The 23,253-nt window shown below is 71.8% G+C and carries 18 protein-coding genes and 1 pseudogene; 14 read left to right on the top strand and 5 right to left on the bottom strand.

Features of this window, described 5'->3' with window-relative positions:
* The first annotated feature begins 78 nt into the window (after nt 1-78).
* The 6 genes and pseudogenes from QFZ74_RS05835 to QFZ74_RS05810 all read left to right on the top strand — a co-directional run bounded on the left by QFZ74_RS05835 (nt 79) and on the right by QFZ74_RS05810 (nt 7,949).
* Nucleotides 79-2,887 (top strand): annotated as a pseudogene (locus QFZ74_RS05835) (DEAD/DEAH box helicase).
* Between the two features lie 335 nt (nt 2,888-3,222).
* Nucleotides 3,223-4,926 carry an ATP-binding protein gene (locus QFZ74_RS05830; RefSeq protein ID WP_307619703.1) on the top strand — a complete coding sequence of 568 codons (1,704 nt, stop codon included), beginning with the start codon at nt 3,223-3,225 and terminating at the stop codon, nt 4,924-4,926.
* On the top strand, nt 4,923-5,330 hold the full coding sequence (locus QFZ74_RS05825; RefSeq protein WP_307619702.1) for a roadblock/LC7 domain-containing protein: 408 nt from the start codon (nt 4,923-4,925) through the stop codon (nt 5,328-5,330). The genes QFZ74_RS05830 and QFZ74_RS05825 overlap by 4 nt, the downstream gene beginning before the upstream one ends.
* Nucleotides 5,327-5,764, top strand: coding sequence for a DUF742 domain-containing protein (locus QFZ74_RS05820; RefSeq protein ID WP_307619701.1), 438 nt, complete (start codon nt 5,327-5,329; stop codon nt 5,762-5,764). The genes QFZ74_RS05825 and QFZ74_RS05820 overlap by 4 nt, the downstream gene beginning before the upstream one ends.
* Entirely contained in the window at nt 5,745-6,365 is a 621-nt protein-coding gene (locus tag QFZ74_RS05815; protein ID WP_307619700.1) for an ATP/GTP-binding protein, read from the top strand. Before QFZ74_RS05820 ends, QFZ74_RS05815 begins: the two co-directional genes overlap by 20 nt.
* Before the next feature lie 87 nt (nt 6,366-6,452).
* Nucleotides 6,453-7,949, top strand: a complete 1,497-nt coding sequence (locus QFZ74_RS05810) for a cytochrome P450 (RefSeq protein ID WP_307619699.1) — start codon at nt 6,453-6,455, stop codon at nt 7,947-7,949.
* A gap of 34 nt (nt 7,950-7,983) precedes the next feature.
* On the opposite strand, the gene QFZ74_RS05805 is transcribed toward QFZ74_RS05810, so the two are convergent.
* The 3 genes from QFZ74_RS05805 to QFZ74_RS05795 all read right to left on the bottom strand — a co-directional run bounded on the left by QFZ74_RS05805 (nt 7,984) and on the right by QFZ74_RS05795 (nt 11,366).
* Entirely contained in the window at nt 7,984-8,937 is a 954-nt protein-coding gene (locus tag QFZ74_RS05805; RefSeq protein WP_307619698.1) for an RluA family pseudouridine synthase, read from the bottom strand.
* Between the two features lie 578 nt (nt 8,938-9,515).
* The gene (locus QFZ74_RS05800) at nt 9,516-10,361 is read right to left on the bottom strand and encodes a siderophore-interacting protein (RefSeq protein WP_307619697.1); all 846 of its coding nucleotides are present in this window, start codon (nt 10,359-10,361) and stop codon (nt 9,516-9,518) included.
* 75 nt (nt 10,362-10,436) lie between these two features.
* Nucleotides 10,437-11,366, bottom strand: coding sequence for a 5'-3' exonuclease (locus QFZ74_RS05795; RefSeq protein WP_307624051.1), 930 nt, complete (start codon nt 11,364-11,366; stop codon nt 10,437-10,439).
* Nucleotides 11,367-11,559: 193 nt separating this feature from the next.
* On the opposite strand from QFZ74_RS05795, the gene QFZ74_RS05790 reads away from it, so the two are divergent.
* The 4 genes from QFZ74_RS05790 to QFZ74_RS05775 all read left to right on the top strand — a co-directional run bounded on the left by QFZ74_RS05790 (nt 11,560) and on the right by QFZ74_RS05775 (nt 16,276).
* Nucleotides 11,560-12,648, top strand: coding sequence for a glycine betaine/L-proline ABC transporter ATP-binding protein (locus QFZ74_RS05790; protein WP_307619696.1), 1,089 nt, complete (start codon nt 11,560-11,562; stop codon nt 12,646-12,648).
* Nucleotides 12,641-14,467, top strand: a complete 1,827-nt coding sequence (locus tag QFZ74_RS05785; protein WP_307619695.1) for an ABC transporter permease/substrate binding protein — start codon at nt 12,641-12,643, stop codon at nt 14,465-14,467. Before QFZ74_RS05790 ends, QFZ74_RS05785 begins: the two co-directional genes overlap by 8 nt.
* 502 nt (nt 14,468-14,969) lie before the next feature.
* Complete coding sequence (locus QFZ74_RS05780) at nt 14,970-15,542, top strand: helix-turn-helix domain-containing protein (protein ID WP_307619694.1); 573 nt, start codon at nt 14,970-14,972, stop codon at nt 15,540-15,542.
* Between the two features lie 8 nt (nt 15,543-15,550).
* A complete protein-coding gene (locus QFZ74_RS05775) occupies nt 15,551-16,276 on the top strand; it encodes a helical backbone metal receptor (RefSeq protein WP_307619693.1) in 726 nt (241 codons plus the stop codon).
* A 489-nt stretch (nt 16,277-16,765) separates the two neighbouring features.
* Here the strand turns inward: QFZ74_RS05775 and QFZ74_RS05770 are convergent, their stop codons facing one another.
* Together QFZ74_RS05770 and QFZ74_RS05765 are read right to left on the bottom strand one after the other, a co-directional pair.
* The gene (locus tag QFZ74_RS05770) at nt 16,766-17,452 is read right to left on the bottom strand and encodes a gamma-glutamyl-gamma-aminobutyrate hydrolase family protein (protein ID WP_307619692.1); all 687 of its coding nucleotides are present in this window, start codon (nt 17,450-17,452) and stop codon (nt 16,766-16,768) included.
* Between the two features lie 110 nt (nt 17,453-17,562).
* Nucleotides 17,563-18,321 carry a FadR/GntR family transcriptional regulator gene (locus QFZ74_RS05765; RefSeq protein WP_307619691.1) on the bottom strand — a complete coding sequence of 253 codons (759 nt, stop codon included), beginning with the start codon at nt 18,319-18,321 and terminating at the stop codon, nt 17,563-17,565.
* Between the two features lie 86 nt (nt 18,322-18,407).
* Between QFZ74_RS05765 and QFZ74_RS05760 the strand changes: the two genes are divergently transcribed.
* Genes QFZ74_RS05760 through QFZ74_RS05745 form a run of 4 tightly spaced genes read left to right on the top strand, consistent with a single transcriptional unit; the run spans nt 18,408 to nt 23,249 of the window.
* Entirely contained in the window at nt 18,408-19,766 is a 1,359-nt protein-coding gene (locus tag QFZ74_RS05760) for a glutamine synthetase family protein (protein WP_307619690.1), read from the top strand.
* A 9-nt stretch (nt 19,767-19,775) separates the two neighbouring features.
* Entirely contained in the window at nt 19,776-21,149 is a 1,374-nt protein-coding gene (locus tag QFZ74_RS05755; protein WP_307619689.1) for an aldehyde dehydrogenase, read from the top strand.
* Entirely contained in the window at nt 21,146-21,964 is an 819-nt protein-coding gene (locus QFZ74_RS05750; protein ID WP_307619688.1) for a 3-oxoacyl-ACP reductase, read from the top strand. Before QFZ74_RS05755 ends, QFZ74_RS05750 begins: the two co-directional genes overlap by 4 nt.
* Nucleotides 21,965-21,998: 34 nt before the next feature.
* Nucleotides 21,999-23,249, top strand: a complete 1,251-nt coding sequence (locus tag QFZ74_RS05745) for a haloacid dehalogenase-like hydrolase (protein ID WP_307619687.1) — start codon at nt 21,999-22,001, stop codon at nt 23,247-23,249.
* Nucleotides 23,250-23,253: the final 4 nt, after the last annotated feature.

Raw genomic sequence — 23,253 nt, 5'->3', positions numbered from 1 at the left:
TGCGTACCCGTCCCGGAACCCGGGTTCCGGATAATGATCGTTCCGATGTCGGCGGGGGCGGGTACGCTCGAAAGCACGATGACAGAGGACCTCTCACCGGCCGAGCGGTATGCGGCAGCCCGGGTGCGGGCCGCCGAGCAGGCCACCGCGCTCGCACCCTTCCGCGAGATGTACGACTTCGACCTCGACGACTTCCAGGTCGAGGCGTGTCAGGCGCTCGAGGGAGGCAAGGGCGTGCTGGTGGCCGCCCCCACCGGCTCAGGCAAGACGATCGTGGGCGAGTTCGCCGTCCACCTCGCCCTCGAGCAGGGCAAGAAGTGCTTCTACACGACACCCATCAAGGCGCTGTCGAACCAGAAGTACGCCGACCTGTGCCGCCGCTACGGCGCGGACAAGGTCGGCCTCCTCACCGGCGACAACAGCGTCAACTCCGACGCTCCGATCGTCGTGATGACCACCGAGGTCCTGCGGAACATGCTGTACGCCGGTTCCCAGACCCTCCTCGGCCTCGGCTACGTGGTCATGGACGAGGTGCACTACCTCTCCGACCGCTTCCGGGGCGCCGTCTGGGAGGAAGTGATCATCCACCTCCCCGAGTCGGTGACCCTGGTGTCGCTGTCGGCGACCGTGTCCAACGCCGAGGAGTTCGGCGACTGGCTGGACACCGTCCGCGGCGACACCGAGGTGATCGTCTCCGAGCACCGGCCCGTGCCGCTGTTCCAGCATGTGCTCGCCGGGCGCCGGATGTACGACCTGTTCGAGGAGGGCGACGGCCAGAAGAAGGCCGTCAACCCCGACCTCACCCGGCTGGCCCGGATGGAGGCCACCCGCCCGTCCTACCAGGACCGCAAGCGCGGCCGCGCCATGCGCGAGGCCGACCGCGGAGCGCGAGCGGCGCCAGCGCGCCCGGGCGTGGACGCCGAGCCGCCCCGAGGTCATCGAGCGCCTCGACGCCGAGGGCCTGCTGCCCGCCATCACCTTCATCTTCAGCCGCGCCGGCTGCGAGGCCGCCGTCCAGCAGTGCCTGTACGCCGGGCTGCGCCTGAACGACGAGGACGAGCGCGAGCAGGTGCGCGCCCTGGTCGAGGAGCGCACCGCCTCGATCCCGCGCGAGGACCTGCACGTCCTCGGCTACTACGAGTGGCTGGAGGGCCTGGAGCGCGGCATCGCCGCCCACCACGCGGGCATGCTCCCGACCTTCAAGGAGGTCGTCGAGGAGCTGTTCGTGCGCGGTCTGGTGAAGGCCGTCTTCGCCACCGAGACGCTCGCGCTCGGCATCAACATGCCCGCCCGTTCGGTGGTCATGGAGAAGCTCGTCAAGTGGAACGGCGAGCAGCACGCCGACGTCACCCCGGGCGAGTACACCCAGCTCACCGGCCGTGCGGGGCGCCGCGGCATCGACGTCGAGGGCCATGCCGTCGTGCTGTGGCAGCGCGGCACGAGCCCCGAGCACGTGGCCGGTCTGGCCGGTACGCGCACCTATCCGCTGCGCTCCAGCTTCAAGCCGTCGTACAACATGGCGGTCAACCTGGTCGAGCAGTTCGGGCGGCACCGCTCGCGTGAGCTGCTGGAGACGTCGTTCGCGCAGTTCCAGGCCGACCGGTCGGTCGTCGGGATCTCCCGGCAGGTGCAGCGCAACGAGGAGGGGCTCGAGGGCTACAAGGAGTCCATGACCTGCCACCTCGGCGACTTCGAGGAGTACGCACGGCTGCGCCGCGAGCTCAAGGACCGCGAGACCGAGCTGGCACGGCAGGGCGCCAACCAGCGGCGCGCGGAGGCGGCCGTCGCGCTGGAGAAGCTCAAGCCGGGCGACATCATCCACGTCCCGACGGGCAAGTACGCGGGCCTCGCCCTCGTGCTGGACCCCGGTCTGCCCGCGGGCCGGTCCAACGGCCACCGCGGCTTCGACCACCACGACGGCCCGCGCCCGCTGGTCCTCACCGCCGAGCGGCAGGTCAAGCGGCTGGCGTCCATGGACTTCCCGGTGCCGGTGGAGCCGCTGGAGCGGATGCGCATCCCGAAGTCGTTCAACGCGCGCTCGCCGCAGTCCCGTCGGGACCTCGCCTCCGCGCTGCGTACCAAGGCCGGGCACATCACGCCCGAGCGGCAGCGCAAGCGGCGCTCCCAGGCGGCCGACGACCGCGAGATCGCCCGGCTGCGCACGGAGCTGCGTGCCCACCCTTGCCACGGCTGCAACGACCGTGAGGACCACGCCCGTTGGGCCGAGCGCTACCACCGGCTGCTGCGCGACACCTCGCAGCTGGAGCGCCGTATCGAGGGCCGCACGAACACGATCGCGCGCACCTTCGACCGGATCGTGGCGCTGCTGACCGAACTCGACTACCTGCGCGCCGACGAGGTCACCGAGCACGGCCGACGCCTCGCCCGGCTGTACGGCGAACTCGACCTGCTGGCCAGTGAATGCCTGCGCGCCGGGGTCTGGGACGGCCTCGGCCCGGAGGAACTGGCCGCCTGCGTCTCGGCGTTGGTGTACGAGTCCAGGGTCTCCGACGACGCGATGGCGCCCAAGCTGCCCGCCGGCAAGGCGAAGGACGCGCTCGGCGAGATGGTCCGCATCTGGGGCCGGCTGGACGCGCTGGAGGAGGAGTTCCGCATCACCCAGACGGAGGGCGTGGGCCAGCGCGAACCCGACCTCGGCTTCGCCTGGGCCGCCTACATGTGGGCCTCCGGCAAGGGCCTCGACGAGGTGCTGCGCGAGGCGGACATGCCGGCCGGTGACTTCGTGCGCTGGACGAAGCAGGTGATCGACGTGCTGGGCCAGATCGCGGCGGCGGCCCCCACCGAGGGCTCGACGGTGGCGAAGAACGCCCGCAAGGCGGTCGACCAGCTGCGGCGGGGTGTGGTCGCCTACTCGTCGGTGGGCTGACACCGCTCGTACCGGGCAGAGCCCCGTACCCCTTCCGGAAGGGGTACGGGGCTTTTTCGCGCACGCGTACGTCGTCACGCATCGTGTGCGAATGAGACCCGAGCGTGCAAATGGGGCCGAGGCTACTCCTGTCACGCGCGTGATTTCAGGTGCTTGCGGAATATGCCACGCCGTTGATCCGGTCGGACTAAGCTCGCCCGCGGCGCATCGAGTTGCGATGAATTCGTGCGCGTGTTCCCAATGATGCCGAAGATCCAGTCAGTTCCCTGTTTCTTCCCTGGCAGACCCCCCGTCAGTTCCCCCGACTCCCAGCCGATTCGTCTCAGAGGGCATACATGGTGAGTGTGCAATCGCCTCCCGGTGGGCGTGAACTTCCCTATGCGCGTGCGCTGTTGCTACCGGCCATCGTGATGGCAGCGGCGACCGGAGCCGCCGTCGCCCTGGTACAGGGACCCGCCCGGGCCCCCGTCGGCTGGTGCGGAGCCGTCGCCACGCTGCTCGTGGCCGTGACGGCGGCCGAGGCCGTACGACGCGGACGTCATCTGCGCGCCCTGCGGTCCGACTACGACCAGACGACCGCGTACCTCGAGCGGCGCCTGGCCACCCACGACGAGGAACTCGTCCGGTTCGGGCGGCAGATCGTGCCGGCCGCACTGGACCGGCTGCGCCGCGGCCAGTCCCCGCGCGAGGTCATCCACTCCGTTCTCGACGCCGACCCCGAGCTGCGCCACCTTCCGCAGTCGCAGCGCGATCTGCTGCGCACCGTGCTGAAGATCGTCGACGACGAGGAGTCCATGCGCGACGCCGCGCAGCGCTCCTTCGTGAACATCGCCCAGCGCGTCCAGGCCATCGTCCACCAACAGGCCATGGAACTCAGGGAGATGGAGGAGGACCACGGCCGTAACCCCGAGGTCTTCGACGACCTGCTGCGCATCGACCACGGCACCGCGCTGATCGGCCGCCTCGCCGACTCCATCTCCGTCATCGGCGGCGGCCGTCCGGGCCGCCAGTGGCCCGAACCCGTCGCCCTGTACAGCGTGCTGCGCGGCGCCATGTCGCGCATCCTGGAGTACCGGCGCATCGACCTGGCCTCCATCGCCAAGGTCAACATCAAGGGGACCTGCGTCGAGCCGGTCATCCACGCGGCCGCCGAACTCCTCGACAACGCCACCCGCTACTCGCCGCCGAACACCAAGGTGCACGTCACCGCCACCGAGGTGCAGACCGGTGTCGCCGTCGAGATCGAGGACGGCGGCGTCAGCCTCAGCGAGGAGGCCCGCGCCCGGGTCGAGACCATGCTGGAGCGGGCCAAGGCCGGCGTCGACCTCCAGGACCTCGGGGAGAGCCCGCGCCTGGGCCTCGCCGTCGTCGGCCGGCTCTGCTCGACGTACAACATGCAGGTCTCGCTGCGGGCTTCGGCGTACGGCGGGGTGCGTGCCGTGCTCGTCGTGCCGAGCAACATGATGACCACCGAGCGCGCCCCCGGACTCGCCCACGGCATCGGCGCCACCGCCGTGCCGAAGGCCGAACTCGGCGCCCTCGAAGGCCCCAAGCGGCCGCCCAAGCGGCGCCGCCCGACCAGTCCGCGCATCCCCGCGGGCGTCTCCATGGAGGACGACGTCCCCGAGGTCACCGAGTGGACGGCGGGCGGACTGCCGCAGCGCCGCAGCAAGATGAAGACGCCGCTCAGCCAGCGGTACGCCGAGCAGGCCGCCATCGAGCGGGCCGAGCGCGAGGGCCGGCCGACCGTCTGGTCGCAGACCAAGCCCGCGGCGGCGCCCCAGGCCGCGTCCGTGCCCCGGCAGGCGTCCGAGTCGGGGGCCGAGCCCGACAGCGACGCCGAGGCCGCGCGCCAGGCCGAGCGCGACAAGAAGAAGAACCGTGAACCCGGGCTGTGGGTCGAGTCGTTCTGGGAGGGCCTCAAGGAGGGCAACCCGGGCGTGCACCCCACCGACTTCACCCGCAACCCGACCGCGTATCTGCACCTGATCGAGAAGCCTGCCCAGGCGGAGACCGACGACGAGGGGGACCCCAAGTGATCCAGCAGCGAGCCAACTTCGACTGGATGCTCAAGGATCTCGCCGCCGGCGTGCCCGGTATCGAGATGATCGTGGTGCTCTCCGCCGACGGACTGCGCATCGCCCGCCATGGCGGCGACCCCGACTCCGCCGACCGGCTCGCCGCCGCCTGCGCGGGCGTGCAGAGCCTGGCGGGCGCGGTGGCCCACGAACTCCCGGGCAGCAACGGTGAGATGAAGCTGGTCGTCATCGAGATCGACGGCGGCTACTTCTACCTCATGTCGGCCGGAGCCAACGCCTACCTCGCCGTGCTCGCCGACGTCGTCTGCGAGCCGGGCCGGATGAGCGGCCGCATGCGCGACCTCGTCGTCCGGATCGGTGCCCATCTGACCAGTCCGCCCCGGCGGAACGGGCAGACCGTATGACTCCTCCGCAACGCAAACGGCGCAGAGTCCAGCGGGACGCGCCCCCGCCGCCGCCCGTCCCCGTGGAGCCGAAGGCGGACGGCGAGGAGGGCGGCGAGGGCGGCGGCCGAGCCAAGAACCCCGAGCGGCTGTACGTCATCTCCGGCCCCGACGGGGCGCGCGCCGAACTCGACCTGGTGACGCTCATCGTCGCGCGCGCCGACCCGCCCCCGTCCGTGGCGCCGGAGCAGGCGGCGCTGCTCCGGCTCTGCGCCGCCCCGTTATCGGTGGCCGAGCTCTCGGCCTATCTCAATCTGCCGTTCAGCACGATGACCGCCCTGATCACCGAGCTGATCTCGGCCGAACTGGTGCAGGCGCGCGCCCCGATCGTCCGCCAGGCGCTTCCCGACCGGTCACTCCTCGAAGCGGTGATGCATGGACTTCAAAAGCTCTGACACCATCCCGGGCCCACGCACCGAGGACCATCTCCCGCAGACCGCCCAGGCCGCGGTGAAGATCGTGATCGTGGGGGGCTTCGGGGTCGGCAAGACGACGATGGTCGGCTCGGTCAGCGAGATCAGGCCGCTGACCACCGAGGAGACCATGACGCAGGCCGGGGTCGGCGTCGACGACAACTACGGCTCCGAATCCAAGACGGCCACCACCGTGGCCATGGACTTCGGCCGGATCAGCATCACCGAGAAACTGGTGCTGTACCTGTTCGGCACCCCCGGCCAGGAACGCTTCTGGTTCCTGTGGAACGGCCTGTTCGAAGGGGCGCTCGGCGCGGTCGTCCTGGTCGACACCCGGCGCCTGGAGGTCAGCTTCGACGTCATAGGGCGCCTGGAGGAGCGCGGCGTGCCCTTCGTCATCGCCGTCAACTCCTTTCCGGACGCGCCCCGTTACCCGGTCGAGGAGCTGCGTACGGCGCTCGATCTGTCCCCGGAGATCCCCATCGTGGACTGCGACGCACGCCGCCGGGCCTCCAGCCGGGACGTGCTGATGACCCTGATGCGCTTCCTGCACTCGCTCGCGATGAGCGGTGCGCTCACGTGATCCGTTGTCCGTCCGCTTCCCACTCCGTTTCCTCTCCTCCCTCTCCTCCCTCTCCGTCGACATCCACTTCAGTTTCGGAGCGACTCAGTGACTCCTGAACCGCACTACTCGACCGGTACGGACGATCCCGCTGTCGGGCCGCCGCCCGGCTGCCCGGCGCACGGCCGGGGGCCCGGCGGGCTGCACCGGCTGTACGGCCCCGAGGCGGAGGACCTGGGCGGCCTGTACGAGCGGCTGCGCGGCGAGCACGGCCCCGTGGCTCCGGTCCTGCTCCACGACGACGTGCCGATGTGGGTGGTCCTCGGGCACGCCGAGAACCTGCACATGGTGCGCAGCCCCTCGCTGTACACCAAGGACAGCCGCATCTGGCGGCCACTCCTCGAAGGGATGGTCAAGCCCGACCATCCCCTCATGCCGCACATCGCCTGGCAGCCCATCTGCGCCCACGCCGAGGGTGAGGAGCACCAGCGACTGCGGGCCGCGGTGACCGGCGCCATCTCGACCATCGACCACCGCGGCATCCGCCGCTACATCGGCCGCCACACCCAGCGCTTGGTCAACGACTTCTGCGAGACGGGCCGCGCCGACCTGGTCTCCCAGTTCGCCGAGCATCTGCCGATGGCGGTGATGTGCGAGATCCTCGGCATGCCCGAGGAGTACAACGACCGCATGGTGCAGTCCGCCCGCGACGCGCTCAAGGGCACGGAGACCGCGATCAGCAGCCACGCCTACGTGATGGATGCGCTGAGCCGGCTCACCACCCGCCGCCGCGCCCGGCCCGAGGAGGACTTCACCAGCTATCTCATCACCCACCCGGCGCGACTGACCGACGACGAGGTCAGAGAGCACCTGCGCCTCGTGCTCTTCGCCGCCTACGAGGCCACCACCAACCTTCTCGCCAACGCGCTGCGCATGGTCCTCACGGATCCGGGCTTCCGTGCCCAGCTCAACGGCGGTCAGATGACGGTGCCGGAGGCGGTCGAGCAGTCTCTGTGGGACGAGCCGCCGTTCAGCACCATCTTCGCCTACTTCGCCAAGCAGGACACGGAGTTGGGCGGTCAGCACATCCGGAAGGGCGACGGGCTGCTGTACGCGCCCGCGCCGGGCAACGTCGATCCGCGGGTACGGCCCGACCTGACCGCCAACATGCAGGGCAACCGCTCCCACCTCGCCTTCAGCGGCGGTCCGCACGAGTGCCCGGGGCAGGACATCGGGCGCGCGATCGCCGACGTCGGGGTCGACGCGCTGCTGATGCGGCTGGCGGACATCCAACTCGACTGCGACGAGGACGACTTGACGTGGCGGTCGTCGATCGCGTCCCGTCATCTGGTGTCACTGCCGGTGCGGTTCGAGCCGAAGCCGCAGCAGGACGTGGCGGACAAGCCCAGCCACGCCCCGATCCCGCCGCAGCGCACGACGTGGCAGGTGGGCACCACGCGTACGCCGATGCCCGCCTCCGCCCCGGTCGCCGAGCCGGCCGCTCCGGCCCAGCCGGCACCGGCGCCGGTACCGGTACCGGTACCGCAACAGGTTCGCCCTCTGGGCGTCTGGGAGCGCCTGCGCCGCTGGTGGTACGGCCACTGACCGGAGGACCGGCGGGCGGGAGGACCGGAGCCGTCTACGGGGCGGCCCACTCCTCGTACGAGGTCCAGGCCTGAAGCTCCCGCCCGCTACGGAAGCGATGCTCGGCCCCTGTGACCGGATCGGTGAACTCCAGTGTCCGCGCCAGCAGTTGGAGCGGGCGGCGGAAGTCGTCGGCCGGTCCGGCGGGGGCCACCTCCGGATACAGCGGATCGCCGAGGATCGGCAGGCCGAGGGCGTTCATGTGCACGCGCAGCTGGTGGGTCTGGCCGGTGGCCGGGGTCAGCCGGTAGCGGGCCGGCCCGTCCGCGGGCCGGTGCTCGGCGAGTTCGAGCAGGGTCTCGGCGTTGGGCTCGCCCTCGACCTCGCGGGCGGCCAGCACGCCGCGCTCCTTGACGATCCGGCTGCGTCTGGTCCGGGGGAGGGAGAGTGAGGCGTCGTACGGCGCCACGGCCTCGTACACCTTCCGCACACGCCGGTCGCGGAACAGCGTCTGGTACGCGCCGCGCTCCTCGGGCCGTACCGTGAACAGCACGAGTCCGGCCGTGAGGCGGTCCAGGCGGTGGGCGGCGGACAGCTCCGGGATGCCGAGCTCACGCCGGAGCCGGGCCAGCGCGGTCTCGGTGACGTGGCTGCCGCGCGGGGTGGTGGCGAGGAAGTGCGGCTTGTCGGCCACGACGATGTGCTCGTCCCGGTGGACGACCTCCACCGGGAACGGCACCGGCACCTCGTCGGCCAGCGCGCGGTGGAACCACACGAACATGCCCGGCACGTACGGAGCGTCGGGCGCGACGGCCCGCCCGTCGGCGCCGAGGAACGCCCCCGAGTCGATCATCCCGTCGACCACGCCGGGCCCGGCCCCGGTCAGCCGCGCCACCAGATACTCCCGCACGGTCCCCCACACCCCCTCCCGGGGCAACCGCACCCGCACCGCGTCCACCCCCTGACGCTGCGGCAGGGGCGAGGGCGGGATCGGGGTCTTACGTCTCATCTCACCCCCAGCGTAGGCGCTCCGCCGGGCCAGCCGATTCCGCGCGCGTCTGCGGCGTCGTGGGGCTTGGGGCGGTGGTTGTGCGTCTGCCTGCTCTGGGCTCGTCCGAGGGGCGTGGTGCTGCCACCTGGAGCCGGGGTGGGCGGCGACCGCCAGGGCGGTTACCGCTTCGCGTCGCACGCGCGGGCAGTCGGTGCCGCGACCCGCTGACTCGGTCGGGGACCTTCGGGAGCTGCGCCTGAGGTGAGCCGTGGGCCGTTGCTCGCCGCCTCCGTCGTACCTGCGCCGGGGCCATGCGATGACGGACGGCAGGTGCAGCCGCCTCACGCGCGGGCGCCCGCGAGTCCCTCGGGAGTACGTCGCGACGCCGAGGCGCGCCGCATGGCGCCGGTTCTCAGCGCCGGGGCGACCGAGTTGTCGGTATCGCGGCACGTGGGCTGGGCCTTGCGTCGCAGGCCGCCTCATGCGCGGGCGGGGCCCGCGAGGTCCTCGGGCGTTGTCGCCGCGGCGCCGAGGCGCGACACATCAAGTCGCCGCTCGGCGCCCAGCCACGGCCCGTCGCCCCCCCCGTAACGGCCCTACGCCGCCACCGACCCGCCCTCCTGTTCCGCCTCGATGCGGGCGTTCCATTCGGGTTTGACGGCTCGCCAGCCTTCCTCGTTGTGGCCGAGGCGCCAGTAGCCGGAGATGGAGAGGTGTTCGCGGGGGATGGCGCGCTCGACGCGGAGCAGGCGGCGCAGGTCCTTGACGAAGGCCGCCTCGCCGTGGACGAAGGCGTGGACGCGGCCCTCCGGGAAGGAGAGGGCGCGGACGGCCTCGACCAGGGCCTCGCCGGTGGGGCGGTTGCCGCGGTGCAGCCAGACGACGTCCACGTCGGAGTCGAACTTCTGCTCCTCCTCGGGGCCGGCGACCTCGATGAAGACGTGGGCGCGGGAGCCGTCGGGCAGCCTCTCCAGGGAGCGGCCGATCGCGGGCAGCGCGCTCTCGTCACCGGCGAGGAGATGCCAGTCGGCACTCACGTCGGGGGTGTAGGCGCCGCCGGGGCCCAGGAACCGTACGGTGTCGCCGGGGCGGGCGCGCAGGGCCCACGGGCCGGCCAGGCCCTCCTCGCCGTGCACGACGAAGTCCAGCGTCAGCTCGCCGGGGACGGGGTTCCAGTCGCGCACGGTGTACGTCCGCGTCACCGGCCAGTGCTCGCGCGGGAACTCCGCACGGATCCGCTCCAGGTCGAAGGGCTCCGGGTAGACCGCACCGTCGGCCGGGAAGAGCAGCTTCACGTAATGGTCGGTGCAGGTGTCCGCGGTGAAACCGGCGAGACCGTCACCGCCCAGCACCACGCGCTGCATGTTCGGGGTCAGCCGCTCGGTACGTACGACCTGGGCGGAGTGGAGCCGGCGCGCCTGACGTCCCGGACGCACTGCCATGACAGCCTCCCTGCTGCACACTTAGGTATACCTAAGTTAGCACCTTCTCTCACTCTCCACCCCCTTTCATCGGGATCACGCCTCCAGAGTGACCAGCAGTCGCTGCAGGGAGCCGCCCAGTCCCCAGCGTGCTGCCAGCGCGTCCAGCCCGGCGGAGTCACGCGGAGTGTGCGGCAGCGCCGTGTCGACGTCCGGGAGGGGGACGTCGTCGGCGACCCGGACGACCTTCGGGGCCACGGCGAGGTACGGCCGCGCCTCGTCCAGCCGCTTGCGCTGCGACGGCGTGAGCCTGGCCTTAGGGTCGCCGATCGCCGCGATGATTCCGGCCAGATCACCGAACTCCGCCAGCAGCTTGGCCGCGGTCTTCTCGCCGACGCCGGGCACGCCGGGCAGCCCGTCGCTCGGGTCGCCGCGCAGCAGCGCCAGATCCGCGTACCCGCTCCCGCCGACGCCGTACTTCCCGCGCAGCACGGCCTCGTCGGTCATCTGGAGCGTGCCGACGCCCTTCAACGGGTACAGCACACGGATCCCCCGCTGGTCGTCCACCAGTTGGTAGAGATCACGGTCGCCGGTGACGATGTCGACCGGGCCGTCGGCGCGCGCCGTGAACGTGCCGATCACGTCGTCCGCCTCGTATCCCGCGACCCCCACGCGCGCGATACCGAGGGCGTCCAGGACGTCCTCGATGACCGGCACCTGCGGCGCCAGCGTGTCCGGCACCTCCTCCTCGTCCGGCCCCGCCTCGTGCTCCTCGGCGACCCGGTGCGCCTTGTAGGAGGGGATCAGATCGACCCGCCACTGCGGCCGCCAGTCGGCGTCCATGCAGGCCACCAGCCGGTCCGGCCGGTGGTCCTTCACCAGCCGGTCGATGAAGTCCAGCAGGCCCCGCACGGCGTTCACCGGCGTGCCGTCCGGCGCCCTCACGGAGTCCGGCACGCCGAAGTAGGCGCGGAAGTACAAGGAGGCGGTGTCGAGCAGCATCAGTCGTCCGGTCACGTCCCGCATCATGCCGTACGCCACTGACAGTCACCGTCGGGCCACCCGCGCCGGGGTCGCCGTCACGGTATGTGGCATCGATCACTTGCCGTTTGGTTCGGATAAGTCCGGGCAGGCGCGGCCCCGGAGTGACGCCGCCGCCCGGTCCTGACGCCGGCGGACCGCGCGTCCTCCGTGTTTATTGTCAAAACGAGAGGTACGCGTGTCCGCGAGGCTTGAGGCCGAGCACCTGTACAAGGTGTTCGGCAGACGACCCGACGACGCAGTCGAGCGGCTCCAAAAGGGCGCGGGACGGGAGGAGTTGCGCGCCGACGGCACCACCGCCGCCGTGATCGACGCATCGTTCACCGTGGAGCCCGGCCAGATCTTCGTGGTCATGGGCCTGTCCGGATCAGGCAAGTCCACCCTGCTGCGCATGCTCAACGGACTGTCGGAACCGACCGCGGGACACGTCCGCTTCGACGGCCAGGACCTGACCTCGCTCTCCGACCGCGAGCTGCGCGAGGTCCGCTCGAAGAAGATCAGCATGGTCTTCCAGCACTTCGCGCTCTTCCCGCACCGCAGCGTCCGCGACAACGCCGCCTACGGGCTGAGCGTGCAGGGCGTGCCCCGCGCCGAGCGCGAACGCCGTGCCGACGAGGCGCTCGCCCTGTGCGGCCTGGCCGGCTGGGAGGACTCCTGGCCCGACGAGCTGTCCGGCGGCATGCAGCAGCGTGTGGGCCTGGCCCGTGCGCTCGCCACCGACGCCGACCTGCTGCTGATGGACGAGTCCTTCAGCGCGCTCGACCCGCTGATCCGGCGCGACATGCAGGACCAGTTGCTGGAGCTGCAGAAGACGCTGAAGAAGACGATCGTCTTCATCACCCACGACCTCAACGAGGCCATGCGCCTGGGCGATCGCATCGCCGTCATGCGCGACGGACGCATCGTCCAGATCGGCAGCGCCGAGGACATCCTGGTCCGGCCCGCCGACGACTACGTCGCCTCCTTCACCCAGGACGTCGACCGCTCCCGCGTGCTCACCGCGAGCGCCGTCATGGACACCGACGTCGACGGCCACGAGGCCGACTGCGGCTGCGAGACGGCCACGCCCGACACGCCGTTCACCGAGCTGTGCGCGATGAGCGCCCGCCTGACGCACCCGGTCGCCGTCCTCGACCGCGAGCGCGAACTCGTCGGCGTCGTACCCGGTGAGCGCCTCGTCGGATTCATCGGCGACCAGGCGGGAGACCCCGAGCCGTGCGACCACGCCCGAGCCGGTCACGGGGGGAGGGTGAGCGCCGGTGCCTAGGCTTCCGCTCGGCGACTGGGTCGACTCCGGCGTCAACTGGCTGGTCCAGCACATGTCGTGGCTCTTCGACGCGATCCGCACGGTCGTGGAGGGCATGTACGACGGCCTCGACGCCGTCCTCGGCGCGCCCCAACCTCTGCTCCTGGCCGGTGTCTTCGCGGTCGTGGCCTGGTGGCTGCGTGGCCTCGTCGCCGGCGTCCTCGCCTTCGCGGGCTTCGCGCTCGTCGACTCGCTCGGCCTGTGGGACCAGGCCATGTCGACGCTGGCCCTGGTGCTCGTCGCGACGGTGGTCGCCCTGGTGATCTCCGTGCCGCTGGGCATCTGGGCCGCCCGCTCCAAGGCGGTCAGCGCTGCCGTGCGGCCCGCCCTGGACCTGCTCCAGACGATGCCGTCGATGGTCCTGCTGATCCCGGCCATCCTCTTCTTCGGCCTGGGCACCGCCGCGGGCGTCATCGCCACGCTGATCTTCGCGCTCGCTCCCGGCGTCCGCATGACCGAGCTCGGCATCCGCCAGGTCGACGCCGAACTCGTCGAGGCCGCCGAGGCGTTCGGTACCCGGCCCGGCTCCACCCTGCTGCGCGTGCAGCTGCCGCTCGCCCTGCCGACGATCATGGCGGGCGTCAACCAGGTCATCATGCTGGGCCTGTCGATGGTCGTCATCGCCGGCATGGTCGGCACCGGCGGCCTCGGCGGCGCGGTGAACGAGGCCATCGGCCAGCTCGACATCGGCTTCGGCTTCGAGGCGGGCGTCGGCATCGTCGTCCTCGCCATCTACCTGGACCGGATGACCAGCGCCCTCGGCACGCAGATCTCCCCGCTCGGCCGCCGGGCCGCCGCGAAGGCCCGCGCGGCCGGTGGCGCCCGGTTCTGGACCTACCGGCCGCGTCCGGTCGTCGCGGTCGTCGGCGTGATCGTCCTCGCCCTCGTCGCCGGCGGCATGAACATCTTCGGCGCCGCCTCCGGCACCGGCCCGGCCTCCGCCGCCAACGTGGGCAAGGGCAAGGAGATCAAGCTCGGCTACATCCCCTGGGACGAGGGCATCGCCTCCACCTTCCTGTGGAAGGAGATCCTTCAGGAGCGCGGCTTCAAGGTCACCGCCACCCAGTACGCCGCGGGCCCGCTCTACACCGGCATGGCGAACGGCCAGCTCGACTTCGAGACGGACTCCTGGCTGCCCACCACGCACGCCGAGTACTGGGCGAAGTACGGCAAGCGGCTCGACGACCTGGGCAAGTGGTACGGGCCCACGTCGCTGGAGCTGACCGTCCCGTCGTACGTCAAGGGCGTGGACTCCCTCGCGGACCTCAAGAGCCACGCCTCGGAGTTCGACGGCAAGATCGTCGGCATCGAGCCGAGCGCCGGCATGATGGGCCTGCTCAAGGACAAGGTCCTCAAGGAGTACGGCCTCAAGGGTTCGTTCGACGTCGTCGACGGCTCGACCCCGGCCATGCTCGCCGAGCTCAAGCGCGCGTACGCCAAGGAGCAGCCGATCGTCGTCACGCTGTGGTCGCCGCACTGGGCGTACAGCGACTACGACCTGAAGAAGCTCAAGGATCCGAAGGGCGCCTGGGGCAAGGGCGACGGCGTGCACACCCTGGCCCGCAAGGGATTCGCCGCCGACAACCCCGAGGTCGGCAAGTGGCTGAAGGACTTCTCCATGACGGAGAAGCAGCTCACCAGCCTGGAAGCCGGGATCCAGAAGGCCGGCAAGGGCAAGGAGCAGGAAGCCGTGCGCACCTGGCTGCGGCGGCACCCGGGTCTGCTCGACCGCTGGGCGCCGGTGGCCGGACAGCACGACAAGGACCGGGCGGCCGGGTGACCTGACGGTCCCGTGACCGCCTCATGAGGGGTGGGTGTCACCGCGCGAGCGCGGGCGATGACACCCACCCCTCGTCGTATGGCCGCCCCCTTCACCCGCCCACGGAAAGGATCCGGCCAACCACAGAGCGCCAAGCCCCGGCCCAAGGGTCGCGGAACCACCGGCCTCTGCCGTCAGGGCCAGCAGGCGCCCGCCACACCGCCTCCCAGCTCACCACGGCGCTGACGGGAACATTTGCGACCCGTTGCGCCTTGAACCGAAAGGAGCGTGACCTCGTGCCGGTCGGGGCCGGCCGCGGGCCACGCGCCGCGGAGCCGCCAGGCTCCGGACGATCGCTGGCGCGAACCATGAGGGTCGTGTCCCTCGTACGTGACACGGATGTGATGGGCGCATGAAACGGTTTGCCGAACATGCGTAGGGTGCAGACAACTCATCAGAGCACCCGCGCCCGGCACCGGGTGCCCCGGCGGTGGAGCGACGAGCGGAGGAGGGAGCCGGAGCGATGGGCGACCACAAGGAACAGCAGCCCCTGCGCGTGGGCGCGGCCGTCCGGCGGCGACGCCGTGCGCTGGAGCTCACCCTCGCCGTCGTGGCCGAGCGCAGCGGCCTCTCGGTGCCCTTCCTGAGCCAGATCGAGAACGACCGGGCGCGCCCCAGCCGGAGCTCCCTGGAGAAGGTGGCCGACGCTCTGCGCACCACCGCCGTCGAACTCCTCGCCGCCGCCGATCCGGCGTGCAGCGTCGATGTCGTCCGCGCCGAGGACGTCACGCTGGACGACTTCGCCCCGCGTGTGCGCTCGCTGGTGCGCGGCCATCACCAGCTGCACGCCTCGGAGTTCACCGGCGACCACGACGCGGGCCGCGAGTTCCAGCACCGCAACGACGAGGTGATGTACGTCGCCGACGGCGCGGTGGAGATCGAGGCGGAGGGCCGCGCCTACCGACTCGGCCGCGGCGACACCCTGTACCTCACGGGCGGCGTGCGCCACCGCTGGCGGGCCACGGTCCCGGACACCCGCGTGATCATCGTCGCCGTGGCCGAGCACATCGAGGCGCTGCGCGACCGGTCACGGTAGACGCTGTCGTGCGGATCGTCTCTCTCGTCCCGTCCCTCACCGAGGCGGTCGCCGTCTCGCTCCCCGGGGCCCTGGTCGGCGCCACGGACTGGTGCGACCGTCCGGCGGGTCTGGAGGTCACCCGTGTCGGTGGCACCAAGAACCCGCGCGTCGAGCGGATCGTCGCCCTCGCTCCCGACCTCGTCGTCGCCAACGAGGAGGAGAACCGCGCCGCCGACCTCGACGCCCTGCGCGCCGCGGGTCTGGACGTGCTGGTCACCGAGGTGCGCGACGTCCCGCAGGCCTTCCGGGAGCTGGACCGGGTACTGGCCGCGTGCGGCGCCGGCGCACGGCCGCGATGGCTGGACGAGGCGGAGAACGCCTGGTCGTCCCTGCCCGCGCCCACGGAACGCACGAGCGCGGTCGTCCCCGTCTGGCGGCGACCGTGGATGGTCCTCGGCCGGGACACCTTCGCGGGCGACGTCCTGGCCCGCCTCGGCGTGGACCACCTCCACGCCGGGCACGCGGAGCGCTACCCGCGCATCCCGGTCGAGGAGCTGCGGACCGCGGCACCCGACGTCGTCGTCCTCCCCGACGAGCCGTACCGCTTCACGGCCGACGACGGCCCGGAGGCCTTCCCCGGCCTGCGCTGCGCACTCGTCAGCGGACGCCACCTGACCTGGTACGGCCCGTCGCTCGCCGAGGCGCCCCGAGTGCTGACGGAGACCCTGCGCCCGCGAGCGCGGCGGCGCTGAGGGCGTGCGGCCATTGCACGTCGAGCGGCTGCCGGGCCGCGGCCCGCACTGTGCCGTCCGCCGCGGACGGCGACTGACCTGCGGACGGCCTCTCGCTCACAGAGGTCCTCGGGTGTTCACCGAGGCCGTGCGCCCGGGAGCGCGGCGGCGTTAAGGGCGTGCGGCCATTGCACCCGGAGCGGCTGCCGGGCCGCGGCCCGCACTGTGCCGTCCGCCGCGGACGGCAACTGACCTGGTACGGCCGTCGCTCGCCGAGGCGCCCCGAGTGCTGACGGAGACCCTGCGCCCGGGAGCGTGGCGGCGTTGAGGGCGTGCGGCCATTGCGCGCCGAGCGGCTGCGGGGCCGCTCGGCGGCCGCCACTGTGCCGTCCGCCGCGGACGGCGACTGACCTGCGGACGGCCTCTCGCTCACAGAGGTCCTCGGGTGTTCACCGAGGCCGTGCGCCCGGGAGCGTGGCGGCGTTGAGGGCGCCGTGAGGGCCGGGTGGCTCAGGTGGTCGCGGTGAGCAGTGTCCGCATCACTCGCAGGTCCTTGCCCATCTCCGGGTGCCATTGCACCCCGAGCACCCACCCGGCGGTCGAGGGCAGCTCGACGGCTTCCACCGTGCCGTCCGCCGCGTACGCCGACGGTACGAGTCCCTCGCCCAGGCGGTCCACGGCCTGGTGGTGGTACGTCGGTACGTCCGTCTCCTCGGGGACGACGGCGGCGTACCGCGTGCCCGGTACCGGCTTGACCGAGTGCCGGCCGAGGACGCCGACGGGGCCCGTGTGGCCGTCGATGTGCTGGACCAGGGTGCCGCCGAGCGCCACGTTGAGCAGCTGCATGCCCCGGCAGATCCCCAGCAGCGGCACGCCGGCCGCCAACGCCGCGTCGATCAGGGCGAGTTCCCAGGCGTCCCTCGCCGGGTACGGCGGGCCGGTGCGGGGGTCGCGCTCGGCGCCGTAGCGCACCGGCTCCACGTCCGGACCGCCGGCGATCACCAGGCCGTCGAGCCGGGCCACGGCCGCGGCCGCCTGCTCCGGTGCGTCCGGCGGCAGCAGCGCTGCCAGGCCTCCGGCCCGCTGCACCAGCCGCGGATACGCGGCGGGCAGCAGCGCCGTCTCCATGTCCCACACGCCCCAGCGCGCGCTCGGCTCCAGATACGTACTGACGCCGATCAGTGCCCTGCCCGCCATCCGGCCGTCTCCCGCTCCCGTTGATGGATCGAATGGATCGCAATGGATCGCATCCACACCTTTGCCATGGGTGCCCACGATCGCGGGACCCGACACCCGGGCGGACCGGTTCAGGTCAGAAAGCCCCGCAGCAGCGCCGCCGTTCCCGCGCAGTGCTCCCGCGCGATCTCACGCGCCCCCTCCGCGTCGCCGTCCAGCACCGCCTCCACGAGCGCGGTGTGCTGGCGCTGGGAGTGTTCGAGGTTGCGTACCAGGAGCGGGATGCAGTCGAGCAGTTCGTTCACCGTCGCCCGGACCGCCGCGTACTGCGCGCTCAGGGTCGGCGAACCCGACAGCTCGGCCAGGGTGAGGTGCAGCAGGGTGTCCTGGCGGCGGTAGTCGGCCAGGGGCGCGTCGTGCGTGCGGGCCAGCGCCGTGCGCAACCGCTCCGCGCGCTCGCCGGTCAGACCGTGCGCGGCGCACAGCCCCGCCGCGCCCACCTCCAGCACCTCCCGGAAGCGCAGGACGTCCTCGACGTCGACCTCCGCGATCCGGCGCCGCAGCTCGTCCTCGCCGCCCGCGTCGGCCCTCGGCAGGACGAACGTTCCGCCGTAGCGCCCGCGCCGCGACTCCACCAGCCCCTGCTCGGCGAGCACCTTGAGCACCTCGCGCAGTGTCACCCGGCTGATCCCGAGCCGGTCCGCCAGCTCCCGCTCGGCCGGCAGCCGCTCGCCCCCCGGCACCAGGCCCAGCCGTACGACCTGGAGGATCTGCTCCAGCGCCTCCTCGAAGCCGTTGCCCGCCCGTACCGGCCGCAGCACCGGCGCCAGACGCTCGTCCGGTTTCTCCGTTCCCGTCTCCCGTCCCCCAGTTCCCGTCTCCCGCGACATCAGGTCGCACCCCCTTCCCAAGCAATGGTTCGCCCCCATACCTTAGGGCTCCCGGCCGTGCCGAAGAAGCCGAAGGAGACTCTCCCGTGGCAGACCGCACACCGCCGCTCGGCGTCGAGGAGCTGCACGCCCTCGTCGCGAGCGGTGAGATCGACACCGTCGTCCTGGCCTTCCCCGACATGCAGGGGCGCCTCCAGGGCAAGCGGTTCGCCGCCCGCTTCTTCCTCGACGAGGTCCTCCGGCACGGCACCGAGGGCTGCAACTACCTCCTCGCCGTCGACGCCGAGATGAACACCGTCGACGGCTACACGATGTCCTCCTGGGACCGCGGCTACGGCGACTTCGCCATGCACCCCGACCTCGACACGCTCCGCCGTGTCCCCTGGAACGCCGGCACCGCCCTGCTCATGGCGGACCTCGCCTGGAACGACGGCTCCCCGGTCGTCGCCGCGCCCCGCCAGATCCTGCGCCGCCAGCTGGAGCGGCTCGCCGAACTCGGCTACACCGCCCAGGTCGGCACGGAGCTGGAGTTCATCGTCTTCAAGGACACCTACGAGCAGGCCTGGGACGCGAACTACCGGGGGCTGACCCCGGCCAACCAGTACAACATCGACTACTCGGTCCTCGGCACCGGCCGCATCGAGCCCCTGCTGCGCCGCATCCGCAACGAGATGGCCGGCGCCGGCCTCACCGTCGAGTCCGCCAAGGGCGAGTGCAACCCCGGCCAGCACGAGATCGCCTTCCGCTACGACGAGGCCCTGGTCACCTGCGACCAGCACGCCGTCTACAAGACCGGCACCAAGGAGATCGCCGCCCAGGAGGGCGTCTCGATCACCTTCATGGCCAAGTACAACGAGCGCGAGGGCAACTCCTGCCACATCCACCTCTCGCTCGCGGACGCCGACGACACCAACGCGATGGCCGGGCCCGAGGGGATGTCCGCGGTCATGCGGCACTTCCTCGCCGGGCAGCTGGCGGCCCTGCGCGACTTCGCGCTCCTCTACGCCCCGAACATCAACTCCTACAAGCGGTTCCAGCCCGGCTCCTTCGCCCCGACCGCCGTCGCCTGGGGCCACGACAACCGCACCTGCGCCCTGCGCGTCGTCGGCCACGGCCGCTCCTTGCGCTTCGAGAACCGGCTGCCCGGCGGGGACGTCAACCCGTATCTCGCGGTGGCCAGCCTGGTCGCCGCCGGGCTGTACGGCATCGAGCAGGGGCTGGAGCTGCCCGATCCCTGCCCCGGCAACGCCTACGCGGCCGAGTTCGAGCACGTGCCCAGCACCCTGCGCGAGGCCGCCGAGCTCTGGGAGAACAGCCCCATCGCCAAGGCCGCCTTCGGTGACGAGGTCGTCGCGCACTACCGCAACATGGCCCGCGTCGAACTGGAGGCCTTCGACGCCGCGGTGACCGACTGGGAGCTGCGCCGCTCCTTCGAACGCATGTGAGGTTCTTCCTTGTCGAACGAGCTCGAGCTCCAGGTACTCAACCCCGCCACCGAAGAGATCGTCGCCACCGTCCCCGCCGCGAGCGCGGCCGACGTGGACGCCGCCGTGGCACGGGCCGCGCGGGCGCAGACGAAGTGGGCCGCGACAGCCCCCGCCGACCGGGCCCGCCTGCTGCGCCGCTTCGCCGACGTCGTGGACGCCCACCTCGACGAACTCGCTCAGCTGGAGGTCCGCGAGGCCGGCCACCTCCTCGGCAACGCCCGCTGGGAGGCCGGCAACGCCCGCGACCTCCTCCTCTACGCGGCCGGCGGCGCCGAACGCCTCCTCGGCAAGCAGATCCCCGTCCCCGGCGGCTGGAACGTCACCTTCCAGGAACCCCTCGGCGTCGTCGGCGTCGTCGCCCCCTGGAACTTCCCGATGCCCATCGCCGCCTGGGGCTCCTTCCCGGCCCTCGCCGCGGGCAACGCGGTCGTCCTCAAGCCCGCCGAGACGACCCCGCTCACCGCCCTGCGTCTGGCTCAACTCGCCCTAGATGCAGACCTTCCCGAGCACCTCTTCCAGGTGCTGCCCGGACACGGCCACATCGCCGGTCGCGCGCTCGTCGACCATCCGGACGTGGCGAAGATCGTGTTCACCGGCTCCACCCGCACCGGCCGCGAGGTCATGGAGCGCTGCGCCCGGCAGGTCAAGCCCGTCACCCTCGAACTCGGCGGCAAGAGCCCCAACATCGTCTTCGCCGACGCCGACCTGAAGGCCGCCGTCGATCCCTTCTCCTTCCTCGACAACTCCGGCCAGGACTGCTGCGCCCGCACGCGGATCCTCGTTCAGGAGCCGGTGTTCGAGGAGGTTCGCGAGCTGCTCGCCGACGCGCTGTCCGCCGTGGTGGTGGGCGACCCGGCCGACGAGAAGACCCAGATGGGGCCGCTGATCTCGCGCCAACAGCTCGACCGGGTACGGGAGTTCGTACCGGCGGATGCCCCCGCCCTGCGCGGCGGCGCGCCCGACGGGCCCGGCTTCTGGTTCCCGCCGACCGTGCTCACCGGGGAGCGGCACGACTCCGCCGCCGCCCGCGAGGAGATCTTCGGCCCGGTCGCCGTGCTGCTGCCGTTCACCGACGAGGCGGACGCCGTCCGCCTCGCCAACGACACCCCGTACGGCCTCGCCGGCTCCCTGTGGACCCGCGACCTGGGCCGCGCCCTGCGCGTCTCGCAGGCCGTGCGGGCCGGCAACCTGTCCGTCAACTCCCATTCCAGCGTGCGCTACTGGACCCCCTTCGGGGGGTTCAAGCAGTCGGGTGTCGGCCGTGAACTGGGCCCCGACGCGCTGACCGCCTTCACTGAGACCAAGAACGTCTTCATCAGCACGGAGGGGCCCGCACTGTGACCGAGGTTCAGGAAAGCCAGGCTCAGGAAAGCCAGGCTCAGGAGAGCATCTGCCGCCGTCTGGTCGGCCGTACCGCCGTCGTCACCGGAGCTGGCAGCGGCATCGGACTCGCCGCCGCCCGGCGCCTCGCCGCCGAGGGCGCCCATGTGGTCTGCGCCGACATCGACGAGACCGCCGGGAAGGCCGCCGCGGAAGACGTCGGCGGGCTGTTCGTGCAGGCCGACGTCACCGACCCCGAGCAGGTCGAGGCGCTGTTCAAGACGGCGTACGACACCTACGGCAGCGTCGACGTCGCCTTCAACAACGCGGGCATCTCCCCGCCCGACGACGACTCCATCCTGGAGACCGGCCTGGAGGCCTGGAAGCGCGTCCAGGAGGTCAACCTCACCTCCGTCTACCTGTGCTGCAAGGCAGCCATCCCCTACATGCGCCGCCAGGGCAGGGGCTCCATCATCAACACCGCGTCCTTCGTGGCCAGGATGGGCGCGGCGACCTCGCAGATCTCGTACACCGCCTCCAAGGGCGGGGTCCTCGCCATGTCGCGCGAGCTGGGCGTGCAGTTCGCGCGGGAGGGGATCCGGGTCAACGCGCTGTGCCCCGGGCCGGTCAACACCCCCCTGCTGCGGGAGCTGTTCGCCAAGGATCCGGAGCGGGCCGCGCGCCGCCTGGTGCACATCCCGCTCGGCCGGTTCGCCGAGGCCGACGAGATCGCCGCCGCCGTCGCCTTCCTGGCCAGCGACGACTCCTCCTTCGTGAACGCCACCGACTTCCTGGTGGACGGCGGAATCTCGGGCGCGTACGTCACGCCTCTCTAGCCGGAGCGTTCTGCCGGTGTACGGTCCACGTCCCATGCGACGCCATCTCCTCACGTGGACCCTGGTCGCGGCCGCCACCCTGGCGGCCGCACCCACCTCGGCAGCATCGGCGCCGGTACGCCCCCACTGCCCCCGCCTCGCCGGGGACTGGTACGGCGACAACCGCGCCCGCCTCCAGCAGGTGATCGACGCGTACGGCACCTGCGCCGGGGATCCCGGCAGGACCCACCCGGTCGCCGCCTTCGACTGGGACAACACGATCACGAAGAACGACATCACCGACGCCACGATCTCCTGGGCGCTGCGACACGACGAACTCCTGCGCCCCGCCCGGTGGAAGGACACCAGCGCCTGGCTCACCGACGCCGCCGACCAGGCCCTGACCCGGGCCTGCGGCGCGGGAACGCCCGTCCCCCTGCGCACGTCGGACAACGCCCGCTGCACGGACGAGATCCTGGAGATCCGCGAGAACGCCCGCACCATGAGCGGCGCCCCGGCCTTCGCGGGCACCTGGAACCACCGGCGCACCGTGCCGCAGTACGCCTGGGTGCCCCAGCTCTTCGCCGGCCGCACCCCGGCCGAACTCTCCTCCTACGCCGCGGCCGCCCGCCGCGAGGCACTCGCCTCGCCCATCGGCGCCACCCGGACCCTCGGCACCCACACGATCCCCGCCTACGCCCGCTACTACGACCAGCAGCGCGCCCTGATCCGCACCCTCCGACGAGCCGGATTCGACGTGTACATCGTTTCGGCGGGCTCCGAGCCGGTCACCGAGGTCTGGTCCCGGGCCGTCGGCATCGACGCCGCGCACACCATCGCCATCCGCTCGGTCCTCGACCGCCACGGCCGCATCACCACGTGGAACCAGGGCTGCGGCGACGTCCCCGCCACGCGCGGCGCGGCGATCCCGTACATCGACGGCAAGCGCTGCTGGATCAACCAGGAGGTGTACGGCATCCACGGCGCCGCCGCCTGGGAGAAGCAGCCCGCGGCGCGGCGGCCCGTCGTCGCGGGCGGCGACGCCGACACCGACGTCACCTTCGTCGGCGACGCCACCGGCGCCCACCTCGTCGTCAACCGCGACAAGGCCGAGCTGATGTGCCGGGCCTACGACGACGCCGACGGACGCTGGGTCGTCAACCCGATGTTCATCGAACCGCTGCCGCGCAGGCCCGAGCCGTACCCATGCTCCACGACCGCCTACAACGCGCCCGACGGCAGCCACACCCCGCTGCTGCGCGACGACGGCTCGGTCGTCCCGGACCAGGCGGACACCGTGTACTGAACTG

Origin of the sequence: Streptomyces sp. V3I7 (genome assembly GCF_030817495.1) — a bacterium.
Classification (GTDB): domain Bacteria; phylum Actinomycetota; class Actinomycetes; order Streptomycetales; family Streptomycetaceae; genus Streptomyces.
Note: the sequence above shows the minus strand (reverse complement) of the source record. Positions and strands in the feature narration are given on the sequence as shown.